The organism is Streptococcus parasanguinis (assembly GCF_015556095.1).
GTDB classification, from domain to species: Bacteria; Bacillota; Bacilli; order Lactobacillales; family Streptococcaceae; genus Streptococcus; species Streptococcus parasanguinis_Q.
The window spans coordinates 19474-34173 of the sequence record NZ_JADNLT010000004.1; the positions used below are offsets into that span (position 1 = coordinate 19474).

Below are 14700 nucleotides of genomic sequence, written 5' to 3' on the forward strand. Positions count from 1 at the left end.
ACAGATATCTCATCCATGGTCGATAGGAGTAGAAGAGGAGCTGTGTTTATGACCACCCTTTTCTACTCTTTTTTAAAGCTATGTCATAAATTTGTAGAATTTTTTCTATAATTAGGAGTTTGAAAATGTAAATGGGCTATCTTATAATAGGTGATGTAAACGCTACCAAAGCAAATAAACACGCTCAAGGCTCAAAGGGGGAGTTAAATGAAAAAGTTTGTAAGGACTCTGAGAGAAAATTTCATTTTTCTTTTAATGGTCTTACCTGGTGCAGCGTGGTTAATCTTATTCTTCTATATTCCGGTTTTTGGGAATATCGTAGCATTTAAGGACTATCATATTACAGGAGAAGGCTTCATCGACAGTGTCATGAAGAGTAAATGGGTTGGCTTTGACAACTTCAAGTTCCTCTTTAGTTCCAAAGATGCCTACATTATTACAAGAAATACGGTCTTGTACAACTTAGGATTTATCTTCTTAGGATTGATTGTTTCCGTTGGGATCGCCATCATCTTTAGTGAGTTGAGATCAAAAAGAGTGGTCAAGGTGCTTCAAACCTCCATGCTCTTCCCATACTTCCTATCATGGGTTATCATCAGCTTCTTCACCGATGCCTTCCTGAACGTGGACAAAGGATTGGTCAACCACATCTTAACTTCACTTGGCATGAAGGCCATCAATTTCTATTCAGAATTGTGGATCTGGCCAGCGCTTCTCCTCTTCTTAGGAATTTGGAAAGGCTTTGGTTATAGTAGTGTCATGTACTATGCAACCATCATGGGAATTGACCCAACTTACTATGAAGCAGCGACCGTGGATGGTGCGTCTAAGTGGCAACGCATTCGCAACATCACCATTCCTCAGTTGTCTTCCTTGATTACGGTCTTGACCATTCTTGCAGTCGGAAATATCTTCCGCGCAGACTTCGGTCTCTTCTACCAAATCCCGCATAATGCTGGAGCGCTCTATAGTGTGACCAACGTTATTGATGTTTATGTCTACAACGGTTTGACCAAGTCAGGGGATATCGGGATGACAGCAGCAGCCGGTCTTTACCAATCGGTAGTCGGTTTGGTTCTTGTTTTAATCTCAAATATCATTGCCCGTCGCATTGATAAGAATGCCGCTCTCTTCTAGAAAGGAGGATCGTATGAAAAAATCAACCATTCAAAAAGAAAAAATTGATAATGTCGGGATCCATTCTTTCAGTAAGAAGAGCAACTTCTTCTTTACCTTGTTGTTGACCTTAGTCGGATTGACCTGTGTACTTCCCTTCATCTTCGTTGTCATGATCTCTTTGACAGACGAACAAAGTTTGGCAGTCCATGGATTCCAATTCTGGCCGGCAAAATTTGGATTTGATGGTTACCTTTTCTTGGTACAGTTCAAAGACAAAATCTTGCAAGCCCTCTTCATTACCTTGTTTGTGACCATTGTGGGAACAGCATGTAATGTCTTTATCACCACAACTTATGCTTACGCTATCTCACGGAGTACCTTTAAATACCGCAAGTTCTTTACCGTATTTTCACTCCTTAGTATGCTCTTTAGTGCAGGGTTGGTTCCAAGCTACATTGTCACCACTCAACTCTTGCAGTTAGGTGATACCATCGGGGCTTTGATTATCCCAATGTTGCTCAGTCCATTTAACATCATCTTGATGCGGACCTTCTTTAAACGGACCATTCCAGAAGCTATCCTTGAATCCGCTCGGATCGATGGGGCAAGTGAAACACGGATCTTCTTCCAAATCTGCTTGCCATTGTCTCTTCCAGGGATTGCGACCATCAGTTTGTTCACCGCTTTAGGGTTCTGGAATGACTGGTTCAATGCCCTCCTCTATATTAAGAGTGACAACCTTTACCCATTGCAATACCTCTTGATGCAAATCCAAAACAATATGGATTACATCGCTAAAAACGTCGGGGTATCCGGCCAATTGGCAGGAGCTGTACAATCCATCCCACGGGAAACAGGACGTATGGCCATGGTGGTTGTGGCAACAGTGCCAATCGCCATTCTCTATCCATTCTTCCAACGCTACTTTGTAAAAGGCTTGACCATCGGTGGTGTGAAAGAATAACATCGTTCATTGAAAATCAGCAGGATTTTCAACTCATAACTTAGTCTAAAAAGAAAATAACATAAAGGAGATTTTTCTTATGAAAAATTGGAAAAAATACGCGTTAGCATCTGCTAGTGTCATCGCTCTTGGAGCTACTCTTGCTGCTTGTGGAAACCTTACAGGGAACAACAAGAAGTCAGCAACAACTGAAGACGGTAAACCAATCATCAAGATGTACCAAATCGGTGATAAACCAGATAACTTGGATGTTCTTCTTAAAAATGCCAATAAGATCATTGAAAAGAAAGTTGGCGCAAAATTGGATATCCAATATCTTGGTTGGGGTGACTACGCACAAAAAATGAACGTTATCATCTCATCTGGTGAAAACTATGATATTGCCTTTGCTAATAACTACGTTATCAACGCTCAAAAAGGTGCTTATGCTGACTTGACAGAATTGTACAAGAAAGAAGGAAAAGACCTTTACAAAGCACTTGACCCAGCTTACATCAAAGGGAACACTGTAAATGGCAAGATCTATGCTGTTCCAGTAGCAGCTAACGTGGCATCTTCTCAAAACTTTGCCTTCAACGGACCACTTCTTGAAAAATATGGTATCGACGTTTCAAACGTGAAAGACTATGCTTCTCTTGAACCAGTCTTGAAAGCTATCAAAGAAAAAGATCCAAACGTTGTTCCATTTGCAATGAACAAGAGCTACGGTGGACCTTCAGATGACTTCGACTATGTGGCTGTTGATGGACTTCCATTCGTTGTTGACTTGAAAGGTGACACCACTAAGATCGTTGACCGTTACACCATTCCTCGTTATGTAGAAAACTTGAAGACTCTTCACAAATACTACGAAGCAGGATACATTCCAAAAGACGTAGCAACGAGCGACACTGGTTATGATCTTTCTCAAGATACATGGTTGGTTCGTGAAGAAACAGTAGGACCAGCTGACTACGGTAACAGCTTGCTTACTCGTGTAGCAAACCGTAAGATCGAAATCAAACCATTTACTGAACTTTACAAGAAGAACAACACTACTCAAGTAGCTAACTTTGTTATCTCAAACAACTCTAAGAACAAAGAAAAAGCCATGGAAGTGTTGAACCTCTTGAACACTGATCCAGAACTCTTGAACGGCCTTGTTTATGGACCAGAAGGCAAGAACTGGGAAAAAGTTGCCGGCAAAGAAAACCGTGTCAAAGTCTTGGATGGCTACAACGGAAACACTCACATGTCTGGATGGAACACTGGTAACAACTGGATTCTTTACATCAACGAAAACGTAACAGATGAACAAATTGCACAATCTAAGAAAGATTTGGAAACTGCAAAAGAATCTCCAGCACTTGGCTTCATCTTTAACACAGACAAAGTGAAATCAGAAATCACTGCTCTTACAAATACTTTGAACCAATTCGCAGGTGCGATCAATACTGGTACTGTGGATCCTGAAGTAGAAGTTCCTAAGATGCTTGAAAAATTGAAATCAGAAGGTGCTTACCAAAAAGTGCTTGACGAAATGCAAAAACAATACGACGAATTCCTTGCTTCTAAAAAATAAGAACAGGTAGTTCGAAAAGGCTTTGGAGGGATCTCCAGAGCCTTTTCATATCTTTATGAAAATAGAACTGTAAATGAAAATCAATATTTCAATTTACCAATGCAAATAAGGGAAAGCGTTTTATTTTTATGGTATAATAGAATCACTAATTGGAAAAGAGGCTGAATGATGGGAAAAATCATCGAGTTCATTTTTACGAGAGTCTATGTTGCTATGCTGGTAACAGGGATTTTTTGGGTCTTGACGATCTGTGGGGGTGTTCTACTAGGAGTAGGACCGGCTAGTGCCACTATCATGAGCCTCTATGCGGAAAATGGCATGACCTACAAGGACTATCATTGGTCACGCGCTTGGGAACTCTTCAAAGAAAATCTACGCCCGGCTAATCAAGTCTTTTATACCTTCTTTGCCATTGAAGGGGTTCTCCTCTATGGCATGTACCTCATGGTCCAGATTCCTCACTTGAATTTCTTCCAAATTTTGGTTCTCTTGTTTAATCTGGTTTTCCTCTTGGTTGCGCCTCTAGCTTACGCCGTTTATTTGAAATTGCAAGTTCATTTTGATCTCTCTTATGCCAACAGTATCAAGCTCAGTTTGATCGGAATGTTGCTGGACATTCGTCCGGTTCTCAAGCTCATCCTTGGAACCGCGCTACTTGGTGTCATTAGCTACTATATGCCAGCCCTTCTCTTTTTCGTCTTGATCGGTGTATGGCATTTCTTTGTCAATGATATCTTTGACCCTGTCTATCAAAACATCCACGAAAAATTGGTATCCTAACGATGAAAAAAATCTGGTTAAGTACGCTTTTAAAATTCTACGCCTATGTCATGGTAGTCATTTTGACCATTATGGGCCTAGTTGTCGCGGGGATCTCTTGGAAAAACCAGCAAGCTGAAGCCGACCGGATCGCCCAACGGGTCTTGACCGAAGTGGTGACGGATCTTGAGACCTCTTATCAACGGGTCACACAAGAAGGTCGTAGCCTCGTTGAAAACCCTGCAAAATTAGAAGGAGTTTATCGCTATTTTACCTTGTCACCATCGGAGTATGAGACTTGGCGATTGAATGCCCAATTCCCTTCTTATATCCAATTGTCCCTACATAAGAATATTGACAGTCTCTATTTGAGTAATAAAAACATCGAGGGTATCGATGTCACCTTGTCTGATTACAAGACGGTATTTGTCTCTACCCGGCAATCACAGGGAGGCAAGCAAGTATCGGCGGACCATTACAAGGCTCCTGCGACAGCCATTCCGGTTCCTTTGACAGATCCGACTACGGGTGCTGGAGTTGGGATTGCTTATATGACGCTGGACCAAGAAATTTTGACGGCAGCGATTGATAATGCCAGAGGCGATCTTCCGATCGCTGTGCGGATTTTCACTCCCTTTGGGAAAGAGATGTACCATGAAGGGGATAAGGGGCAATCAAAAGATGTTAAATGGCAAACCCGTAGCACGATCTATGGCTACAAGGTGGATGTAGCTGTTTCTGAAAGTTATCTGCTCAAAAAGGGTCTAGCTAACCTGACTACTTTTCTCTCCATTGCTTTCCTGATTTTCTTGATCCTTTACTTGTTATTACGGCAGATTTTCAAAAATTACCGGCGTCAAGTCCTCGATTTGGTCGATACCATGAATCTGATCAGTCAAGGCGAGAGTGAACGACGGATTGATACCTCGACCAAGGACCAAGAACTGCTGGTTATTGGTAATATGATCAATACCATGTTAGACAATATGGATAAGAATATTCGGGATATCTACCAGCTACAGCTCAGCCAAAAAGATGCCAATATGCGGGCACTACAAGCCCAGATCAATCCCCACTTCATGTACAATACACTGGAATTTATCCGGATGTATGCCGTCATGCAAGAGCAGGATGAATTGGGTGATATTATCTATGAGTTTAGTAGTCTCTTGCGCAATAATATCTCAGACGAGCGAGTGACGACAGTTGAAAATGAGCTCGAATTTTGTCGCAAATACAGCTACCTCTGTATGGTGCGTTATCCAAAATCGATTGCTTATGGCTTTAAGATCGATCCAGGTTTGGAAAAGATGAAGATTCCCAAATTCACCATCCAGCCTTTGGTCGAGAACTATTTTGCGCATGGAGTGGATCACAAACGCAAGGACAATGTGATTAGTGTCAAAGTCTTGCAAGGAGAAGGGCAAGTCATGATCCTAGTTACTGATAATGGGCGTGGGATGGAAGAAGAACAGCTAGAAAAAATTCAAGAGATACTGGCCAATCGCAATCCCCGCTCAGAAATCGAAGAAAAGAGTGGCCGGCAGTCCATCGGAATTGTCAATGTCCATGAACGCATGCTACTCTATTTTGGAGATCGCTACCATATCCAAGTCTTCTCCCAACCTCACCATGGAGTGACCTATACGATAACCATTCAAGATGAATAAAGGAGACAGAATGTACAAAGTCTTATTAGTAGACGATGAGTATATGATTACAGAAGGCTTAAAAAAATTAATCCCCTTTGACCACTGGAATATGGAAGTGGTCGCAACTGCAGAAGATGCAGACCAGGCCCTTGATTATGTGCGAGAGTATCCGGTAGATGTGGTGATCACGGATGTCAATATGCCTGGGAAAACTGGACTTCAGATGATTGCTGAAATGAAGGATTTGATCCCAGATGCTGCCTATATCATTATGTCAGGCTATCAGGATTTTGAATATGTCAAGACAGCCCTCAATTTGCGTGTGGCAGACTACCTGCTCAAACCTGTCAATAAGGTGGAGATGGGCAATATCCTAGAAAAAATTCAGCATAAAATCCAGCAACCAAGCCAAGAGTTGGCCAACCGTCTGATTCACGATGATATTTCTGAGGAAGAGTTTTGTCAGTATATCGCAGGTCGGAACTCACTGTGGATTGGAGTCGCTAAGGAGAAAAAAGGCTTTATCAGCTCGTCTTATCAAGTTCTTGGGCAAAATCTTCAACTCTTTATCTCGGATCAAAAAGAAGAAGCCATGATTGAGAAGGCCTTTGAGCCTCCATATAAGGAGCACTTTCATAAATTTAAGGACCTAGTAGAGCGTAGCCTCTTTTATGGGGCGATCCCTCTCAATCAAGATGAAGAGGTCTTCCATTACTACGAGCCTGCCTATCGGGTGATCATGCAAGGAAATATCCAGCAGATCTTAGAAGAACTGGACTGGTTAGAAAAAATGATCCTTGAGAAGACACCTAAGGTTTCACTGACCAAGCAGCTCTTTATCCAATTTTTGATGGATGTCTTTCATTTGTTTGAATACCTGCAAGGAGATGATTTGGCCGATGTGGTCAAGAAAGTCCATGATGCTGCCACCTTTAGCGAGATGATTGGCTTTATCCAGGAAGAGTTGTCTCGTTTCTTATCCCACTATCGGATGAATGAAAATGTAGCGAGTGTCCTTCAAGTGATTAGCCGCGATTACCAAAAAGAGCTGTCACTCAAGGACATCAGTCAGGGTCTCTTTATCAATCCAGTCTATTTAGGCCAATTGATTAAACGAGAAACCAATGCGACTTTCGCAGAACTCCTCAACAAACAGCGGATCAAGGCTGCCCAGCAGCTCCTCTTATCGACCAATGATAGTATTGAAGATATCTGCTACAAGGTCGGTTACAGTAATGTTGGCTATTTCTACAAGGTTTTTCGCAAACTCTGTGGAAAATCGCCTAAAACTTATCGCTTACAAGTCATGACAGAGCATACAGAAGATGAGTAAAAGGCTGAGACAAATCGTCTCAGCCTTTTAATTGAAGATAAAATCTTCTTAGAAACTTTCCTTAGGAGAGTACATAACAGAAGGTTAGGGACTCTAAAGCTAAGTTTTGAGTATTTTTTTATTTGACAAAAATAAGTAGACGGTGTATACTTTATAAAAAGTAGACAACGTATACTTCGATAAGGGAAGGTGGTCAAATGAAACGGAATACGGAAGAACTGAAAGAAAAGTTAATTTCGGTCGGCATTGAAGAAATCAGAACTAACGGGATTGACCGGATGTCTATGCGTACAATAGCTCAAAAATGTGGGGTGACTCATGGAGCTCCCTATAAGCATTTTGGAAGTAAAGATAGATATATTCAAGTTGTTATGGAACACTTATCAATGTTCTTTTTGAAAAATATGATACTTGGAATTGATACTTCCATAGATGCAATAACTCAACTAACTCTGATGGGCTGTAACTTTGTAAGGTTTGCCCAAGAGGAAACCTATCTATTTGAAGCATTATTTATCAAATTTCCATATAACTATATGGAGTTGTTCCAGGAAACTATTTCAGTCAACTCCTCTTTACCAGGATTTGAACATTTTAAGTCGGTAGCGTTAAGACTTAAAGATGAGGAAAATCTTTCTAGTGGTGACGCAGAAATTTTGATCCATTTTTGGAGTTTTATTGCTGGTTTGGCTCTATTGGTAAGGAGTCCTGTTGGAGAAAGCTTTAAAGAAAATGATGTTCAAAAGACCGTCAGAACGATGCTTGATATTTATATAAAAGGAGATAGCTGATGAATGTTTTAATAATCTATTCACATCCGAATGAAACAAGTTATAATGCATCAATCCTTCAAACTGTGCAAAAGCATTTAGCACCAGAGCATAGAGTTAAAATAGTAGACTTATATAAAGAAAACTTTGATCCGGTTTTACGTTTTGATGAAAGGCATAAAAGGAGAGATTTACAGCATAATGAAGATATGAAACCATATAGAGATTTATTGAGTTGGGCGGATCAGTTGATTTTTATTTTCCCTACTTGGTGGAGTGGAATGCCAGCTATTTTAAAAGGTTTTATTGATCGTGTTTTTGTTGCAGGTTTTGCTTATCAGAATGGACCTCGAGGTCCGGTGGGGCAACTAGATGGAAAAGCGTGGATCATTACGACGCATAATACGCCAAAAATTTTTCTTCCTTTTTCTCAAGACTACGCAAAGGTTCTAAAATCTCAAATCTTGAAACCCTGTGGTATTAAACCGGTTAAAATGACACAAGTTACACGAGTGGAGTATATGAGTGATCGTCAACGGAAAGAAGAACTCGAAAAAATCGTACAGATAGCCAAAAGGATATAAAAACGTGCGTTACAAGTCATGACAGAGCATACAGAAGATGAGTAAAAAGGCTGAGACGATTTGTCTCAGCCTTTTTACTTTGTATTTTAAGTCCTTTGTATCTTGATTTTCCCAACCAGCAGCTCAGCTTCGATGGTGATTTCTGTAAGTTGGCTCCAGTCGATTTTTTCTTGGTCAACGTGAAATAGAAGGGGGGTCATGGCGAGGAACGCCTGGCGTTCTTCAGGAGTTAAACTCTTGGTAAGGCTGACCGTTTCGGATGAGAGGAACTGGCAGTGGTCTTCAAAATGCTCCAAAATTTCCTGGTTGGAGTAAGATTGCTTGGTCAATTGATCTTGGGCCAACTGACGAATTTCTTTTAGATGAGAAGAGGTTGGGACGACCTTAATGATCACCCCTTCTGTCTTTAAGACACGTTCAAATTCAGCGTAATTAGCCGGGGAGAAGATGTCCAAAATGACCTCCATACTCTTAGATTGAATGGGTAAATGAGCCAAATCTCCTACAAACCAATTGACCTTCCAGCTAGCATCACTCTTGGCAGCTAGTTGTACGGATTCCTTTGAAAGATCAAATGCATAGAAAGTAGCTTGGGGATAAGCTTCTTGTAGTTTTCGGGAGTAATAACCTTCTCCGCAACCGATATCTAGAATCTTGCCATCACAAGTCGGAATTTTTTGTCCGATCGCTGTTAGAATCGGCTCATAAAACCCTGCTTCTAAGATCAGCTGGCGATTTTGGAAATTTTCTTTGTCATAGTCCTTTGATTGCTTGATCTGGGGAGCCAGGTTAACATAGCCAAATTTCGCCAAATCAAAGGAATGGGCCTTGGGACATTTAAAACTAGTACCCACAAGTTCTAGGTCCAATTGACAGATGGGACAGGCAAAGGCAGTGGCTGTTTGAAATCGTTGTAATTTTGGTTTGATCGGTGTATTCATATTAGTAGTGTAACAAAAGAGCCTCTAGATAGCAACTGATGCTTTAATGGGACTAAGTCACACTTTTTTAACGGTTCTACGCGGAATTGAGTGGACCTTGAGTTTCTTTATCTAATTTTGTCCACTGGATTGTTCAGGACGGTTTTCAATTCTGGACAATATTTACTTGTCTCAAATTCAATGATCTCATATTGAGCAATCTTATTTTGATAGAATGGATCGTGTGCAATGATTTCTTGGACAGCATCTTTATTTTTTGCTCTCATGAGAATGATACCGCCGGTCCTTGGATTTTTTCTTCCAGATGCGATAAAATGACCTTCTGTATAATACTGATTTAAAAAATCTATGTGTTTTTCTAAGAATTTTTCAACTTCATCAAGGGGCTTGATATAGGTAAGATTTACAATAAACATAAGTGACTCCTTTAAAATAAATGATAAATAGATTATAATACTTTACAAACTACCTGAATAGTAGGCACATTTTTGTAAGGAGAAAAAATGTTAACAAATAAAAATTGGAACTGTAGTATGTCTCGAGTCTTAGATGTGGTTGGTGGGAAATGGAGGATGAATATATTATGGGTTATAAACAAGCATAAGAAAGTTCGTTTCAATCAATTGAGAAGAGAAGTTGAAGGGATTACAACTATCAGTTTGACACGTGGATTAGATGTTTTAATAGAGCTCCAATTGATTGAGAAATATGATTATGAGTCTCTGCCTCTTCATACAGGATATGAGCTGACAGAAAAAGGGAAATCACTGATGCCGATTTTAAAGGACTTGAATCAATGGGGAAAAGAATGGTTGCATTAAATTTTCTTCTTTTTGTCACTTTCATCTTGCCACTTAGGTTCTCATTTTGACCGCTTATCCCAAAAGGCCGTTTTTTAAACGGCTTTTTTGCTAGACTGATATTGTCAAAAAGGAGAGAGAACATGATATTACAAGCTAAAAACATCAGTAAACGATATGGAAATCATTTAGCCGTAAACAATATTCATTTACAGTTTGAAAAGGGAACCTTTAATGCGATTCTAGGACCAAATGGGGCGGGGAAATCAACGACGATTTCCATGTTGATTGGTTTGAAACAACCAACGCAAGGTGAAATCATCTATGAACCAGGTACGAAAATTGGTGTGGTCTTCCAAACCAGTGTTTTAGATGAGATGCTAACAGTTAGGGAAAATCTGACCATTCGTGCCAGACAGTACAAAGACCTAAAACCAAATCGTGTGTCTGATCTTATTGATCGGCTAGGTCTATCAGCTTTCCAAAAGCAGAAATACGGGACGCTTTCAGGTGGCCAAAAGCGTCGGGTTGACATTGCGCGTGCCCTGCTCTCACAACCAGATATTCTGTTCTTAGACGAACCAACGACAGGTTTGGATATCCAAACTCGGAAGTCTATCTGGGATTTGCTCTATCAATTGCAGAGAGAAGAGGGAATGACTGTTGTATTGACCACGCATTATCTTGACGAAGCAGATGAAGCTGATCAAATTTATATTGTGGACCATGGGGAAGTGATTGCTCAAGGATCGGCGCTAGATATTAAGAGTCAATATGCAAAAAACATCTTGAAGATTCGTTTCAAGGAGAGACAGCAGATAGAAAGTCTCAAATCTTTGGGAATGTCAGTAGAGCAACAAAGTCAATTGGAGTATATTTTTCAACCCAAGAGTGAAAGGGAAGCCATTGATTACCTGGCGCAAGTTAGAGATAGAATAGCCCATTTTGAGTTTCGTCCAGGGACCATGGATGATGCCTTTATTGCACTTACAGGAAGGGAGGTCCGCTAATGCTAGCCTTACTAAAGCGAAATTTTTTATTGTACTTCAGAAATCGTTCAGGAGTTTTCTTCTCCCTGTTGGGAGCCTTGATTTCCTTTGTTCTCTATATTATTTTTCTTCAAAAAAATCTAACAGATGCTTGGGCTCAGCTCCCCAATAGAGGTCCTGTGTTAAATAATTGGTTAATGAGTGGGACGCTGGCTGTAACAGGGATTACGACAAGTCTGGCTGCCCTGACTCAGTTAGTAAAGGATCGTGAACGTCAAGTAGATCAGGATCTTTATTTATCGGATCAAGGAAAGTGGCGGTTACCATTTTCGTATCTAACGAGCGCAATCATCATCTCTTTTTTCATGCAGGCCCTTATGTATGTGCTGATGTGTGGTTATTTTAGAGAAGTTCCAACCCTTTCTCTATTACCTGAAGTACTCCACATCATGCTGCTTAGTAGCCTGCTTTCTAGTTTGGTGAATGCCATTTTTGTTTATTTTTTCCATTCCGTAGACAGTCTTGGGAAGTTTTCGACCATAGTGGGTACAGCTTCTGGTTTTTTGGTAGGGACTTATGTTCCTTTGGGGGTTCTACCTAATTTTGCTCAACTACTAATGAAATGTACCCCAGCTACTTATATTGCTGCACTTTATCGACAAGTCCTCATGAAAGAAGCATTAAGTGAGACCTTTAAAGGTCAAGATAAGCTTCTTCAAGAGTTTCAAGAAAAAATGGGTGTTCAGCTCAAATGGCAAACTTTATTGACAAAGGAACAAACATACCTTATAGTGTTAGGAGGTATTCTTCTAGCTTTGGGGATTTGGATTTCCTTGGCAAAAAGATCGAGTAAAAGAAAGTAAGTGAGAATTGGAGTAGGAATGAAGATTCGTTTTGAGGAAAAACAAGATATCCCAGAAAACGACCCCTGTGTGGTCATTCAAGCCAAGCAATTATCTGATCAAGCACGAGAGGTGATGGACTATCTCGAACAATTTTCGACAGTGAATCAAGTAGTGATCCCTATCAAAACAGATGATCATTTGATCATGGTGAAAATTGATGACATTATTCTAGCTGAGATTGATAAGAATCAGCTCACCATTTATACGACAGACAAAACGTTCACCATCAGAGATACTTTGATAAATTTTCAACATCGGATTAATCGTCGTAATTTTTTACAGATATCACGCCACGCTGTGATGAATATCGACCATTTAGAATCGCTATCGGATAGTTTTTCAGGCAATATGATGGCTAAACTGACACGTGGAGTAAAATCAAGTGTCAGTCGGAAATATGTCAAATCCTTGATGGATTATTTAGGGGTATAGGAGAAAGTGATGAAACGAGTTATAGCTTATTTTGTATCTGGTATGAGGACAGGATCCTTCTTTTATTTGTGTTTGGTGTTATTATCCCATGTCTATACCAACATCGTCTATCCCGCTGTAAATGTCCGCAACATCCTAGCGATATTTTTGATGAGTGGGACAATGGGCATCTTGACCTTCATTCTTGAGGAAGAAGAGTTTTTGACCTATAGTTTGCGTGTGGCTTTGCATTTAGTTGTGACAGCTGCCATCTTAGCATTAACCTACTTGTTTTTTGGCTGGGGGACAGCCTTACGGAGCCCGATTCCTTGGTTGATCTTTCTAGCCATTTACGGCCTGATCTGGCTGTACCAGATTTGGCAACTCCATAAAAAAACTCAACGAATCAACCAAGCTTTGTTGCATCGCAGAAAAGGGAAATAGTCTCAGAAAAAAGTGTATAAGAAAACCACGAAGTTCATACGAAACTTCGTGGTTTTACTTTCTTAATAAGTCAAAACAAAGTATTTTTTCTTACCGCGACGGATAACGGTCAATTCATTTTCTAATTTATCGCTATCGCTCAAGACATAGTCAAGGTCTTGGATGCGTTCGCCATTGACGTAGATCGCTCCATTTTGAACATCTTCGCGGGCTTGGCGTTTAGAATTCACTACACCAGCTGTGACCAAGAGTTCTACAATGTTGAGGTTGTCTTCTGCTTGGACCTGGTAGTTTGGCACACCACGAAGGCCTTGTTTGAGTTCTTTGACAGAAAGGTTTTTGATGTTTCCTGCAAAGAGTTGTTCCGTGATGTTGAGGGCTTCCTTGTAAGCTTCTTCACCGTGAACGAGGGTGACCACTTCACGCGCCAAGATCTTTTGAGCCAAACGTTCATGAGGAGCAGCCTCAAACTGCTTACGGATCTCTTCGATCTCGTCCAGTGACAAGAAAGTGAAGATCTTCAAGAAGCGCACAGCGTCGGCGTCCATCACATTCATCCAGAATTGGTACATTTCGTATGGAGATGTTTTGTCTGCATTGAGCCAGACGGCATTGCCTTCTGATTTACCGAATTTCTTACCAGTTGCATCTGTGATCAAAGGCACAGTCATAACATGACCAGTTTTATCTGCCTTACGACGCATCAACTCAGTACCAGCTGTCATGTTTCCCCATTGGTCAGATCCACCGATTTGAAGGGTGACATTGTGTTCTTGGTTGAGGACGTAGAAGTCGTAGCCTTGCATGATTTGGTAGGCAAACTCTGTGTAAGAAATCCCTGTCTCAATCCGTTTTTTAACAGATTCTTTACTCATCATAGCATTGACCGTAAAGTATTTTCCAACATCTCGAAGGAAGTCAATAAAGCTAATGCTTCCGAACCAATCGTAGTTGTTGACCATTTCGGCTTTGTTGTCACCATTTTCAAAATCGAGGAAACGAGACAATTGCCCTTGAATGGAGCGAACCCATTCTTGAACAGTTTCTTTTGTTTGGAGACTACGCTCAGCATCTTTGAAGGACGGATCTCCAATGAGACCAGTCGCACCGCCAACGAGCGCGTAAGGTTTGTGGCCTGCTAGTTGAAGGCGACGGCTCGTTAAGATGGCAACCAAGTGACCAAGGTGAAGGCTGTCAGCAGTTGGATCATAACCAGTATAATAAGAAACCTGACCTTCTTCCAGTGCTTTGCGCAAGGCTTCTTCATCCGTCGTTTGAAATACCAAACCACGCTCTTTTAGCTCATCAAAAATGTGCATGTGTCTTTTCTCCTTTATAAGTTTATTCATTTCTCTATTCTACCATAAACCACGGAAATGGCAATGCTTTCCGTCATTTTCTTGTCCTTACTCAAGAAGATTGAACGAGGATTTCTACGCTCTTGTGATTGAAAACAAAGGGGCTAATC

At 40.7% G+C, this 14700-nt stretch carries 16 protein-coding genes; 13 read left to right on the forward strand and 3 right to left on the reverse strand.

What is annotated here, in order from left to right; genetic code table 11:
- Positions 1–207 precede the first annotated feature (207 nt).
- From I2E70_RS05225 to I2E70_RS05260, 8 genes are all read left to right on the forward strand, one after another.
- The gene (locus I2E70_RS05225; RefSeq protein WP_049492090.1) at positions 208–1137 is read left to right on the forward strand and encodes an ABC transporter permease; all 930 of its coding nucleotides are present in this window, start codon (positions 208–210) and stop codon (positions 1135–1137) included.
- A 13-nt stretch (positions 1138–1150) separates the two neighbouring features.
- A complete protein-coding gene (locus tag I2E70_RS05230; protein ID WP_003004100.1) occupies positions 1151–2083 on the forward strand; it encodes a carbohydrate ABC transporter permease in 933 nt (310 codons plus the stop codon).
- A 79-nt stretch (positions 2084–2162) separates the two neighbouring features.
- Complete coding sequence (locus I2E70_RS05235) at positions 2163–3644, forward strand: ABC transporter substrate-binding protein (protein WP_118397177.1); 1482 nt, start codon at positions 2163–2165, stop codon at positions 3642–3644.
- Between the two features lie 168 nt (positions 3645–3812).
- The gene (locus tag I2E70_RS05240) at positions 3813–4424 is read left to right on the forward strand and encodes a YesL family protein (protein WP_045758983.1); all 612 of its coding nucleotides are present in this window, start codon (positions 3813–3815) and stop codon (positions 4422–4424) included.
- A gap of 2 nt (positions 4425–4426) precedes the next feature.
- On the forward strand, positions 4427–6073 hold the full coding sequence (locus I2E70_RS05245; protein WP_195423831.1) for a sensor histidine kinase: 1647 nt from the start codon (positions 4427–4429) through the stop codon (positions 6071–6073).
- A gap of 10 nt (positions 6074–6083) precedes the next feature.
- Positions 6084–7388 (forward strand): response regulator transcription factor, encoded by a 1305-nt coding sequence (locus tag I2E70_RS05250; RefSeq protein WP_155124978.1) that lies wholly within the window; start codon positions 6084–6086, stop codon positions 7386–7388.
- A gap of 197 nt (positions 7389–7585) precedes the next feature.
- On the forward strand, positions 7586–8179 hold the full coding sequence (locus tag I2E70_RS05255; RefSeq protein WP_129824435.1) for a TetR/AcrR family transcriptional regulator: 594 nt from the start codon (positions 7586–7588) through the stop codon (positions 8177–8179).
- Positions 8179–8742, forward strand: coding sequence for an NAD(P)H-dependent oxidoreductase (locus I2E70_RS05260; RefSeq protein ID WP_129824436.1), 564 nt, complete (start codon positions 8179–8181; stop codon positions 8740–8742). Before I2E70_RS05255 ends, I2E70_RS05260 begins: the two co-directional genes overlap by 1 nt.
- 86 nt (positions 8743–8828) lie before the next feature.
- Here I2E70_RS05260 and I2E70_RS05265 read toward each other — a convergent pair whose 3' ends face one another.
- Complete coding sequence (locus I2E70_RS05265) at positions 8829–9683, reverse strand: putative RNA methyltransferase (RefSeq protein WP_129824437.1); 855 nt, start codon at positions 9681–9683, stop codon at positions 8829–8831.
- A 107-nt stretch (positions 9684–9790) separates the two neighbouring features.
- A complete protein-coding gene (locus I2E70_RS05270; RefSeq protein WP_129824438.1) occupies positions 9791–10099 on the reverse strand; it encodes a YciI family protein in 309 nt (102 codons plus the stop codon).
- An 87-nt stretch (positions 10100–10186) separates the two neighbouring features.
- On the opposite strand from I2E70_RS05270, the gene I2E70_RS05275 reads away from it, so the two are divergent.
- The 5 genes from I2E70_RS05275 to I2E70_RS05295 all read left to right on the forward strand — a co-directional run bounded on the left by I2E70_RS05275 (position 10187) and on the right by I2E70_RS05295 (position 13232).
- Positions 10187–10504, forward strand: coding sequence for a winged helix-turn-helix transcriptional regulator (locus I2E70_RS05275; RefSeq protein ID WP_129824439.1), 318 nt, complete (start codon positions 10187–10189; stop codon positions 10502–10504).
- A gap of 122 nt (positions 10505–10626) precedes the next feature.
- On the forward strand, positions 10627–11493 hold the full coding sequence (locus I2E70_RS05280; RefSeq protein WP_049492108.1) for an ABC transporter ATP-binding protein: 867 nt from the start codon (positions 10627–10629) through the stop codon (positions 11491–11493).
- Entirely contained in the window at positions 11493–12335 is an 843-nt protein-coding gene (locus tag I2E70_RS05285) for an ABC transporter permease (protein WP_195423835.1), read from the forward strand. The genes I2E70_RS05280 and I2E70_RS05285 overlap by 1 nt, the downstream gene beginning before the upstream one ends.
- 18 nt (positions 12336–12353) lie before the next feature.
- A complete protein-coding gene (locus tag I2E70_RS05290) occupies positions 12354–12809 on the forward strand; it encodes a LytTR family DNA-binding domain-containing protein (protein WP_070505315.1) in 456 nt (151 codons plus the stop codon).
- A gap of 9 nt (positions 12810–12818) precedes the next feature.
- On the forward strand, positions 12819–13232 hold the full coding sequence (locus I2E70_RS05295) for a DUF3021 domain-containing protein (protein ID WP_070505316.1): 414 nt from the start codon (positions 12819–12821) through the stop codon (positions 13230–13232).
- A gap of 62 nt (positions 13233–13294) precedes the next feature.
- Here I2E70_RS05295 and tyrS read toward each other — a convergent pair whose 3' ends face one another.
- Complete coding sequence (tyrS, locus tag I2E70_RS05300) at positions 13295–14551, reverse strand: tyrosine--tRNA ligase (RefSeq protein WP_003004779.1); 1257 nt, start codon at positions 14549–14551, stop codon at positions 13295–13297.
- Positions 14552–14700 lie beyond the last annotated feature (149 nt).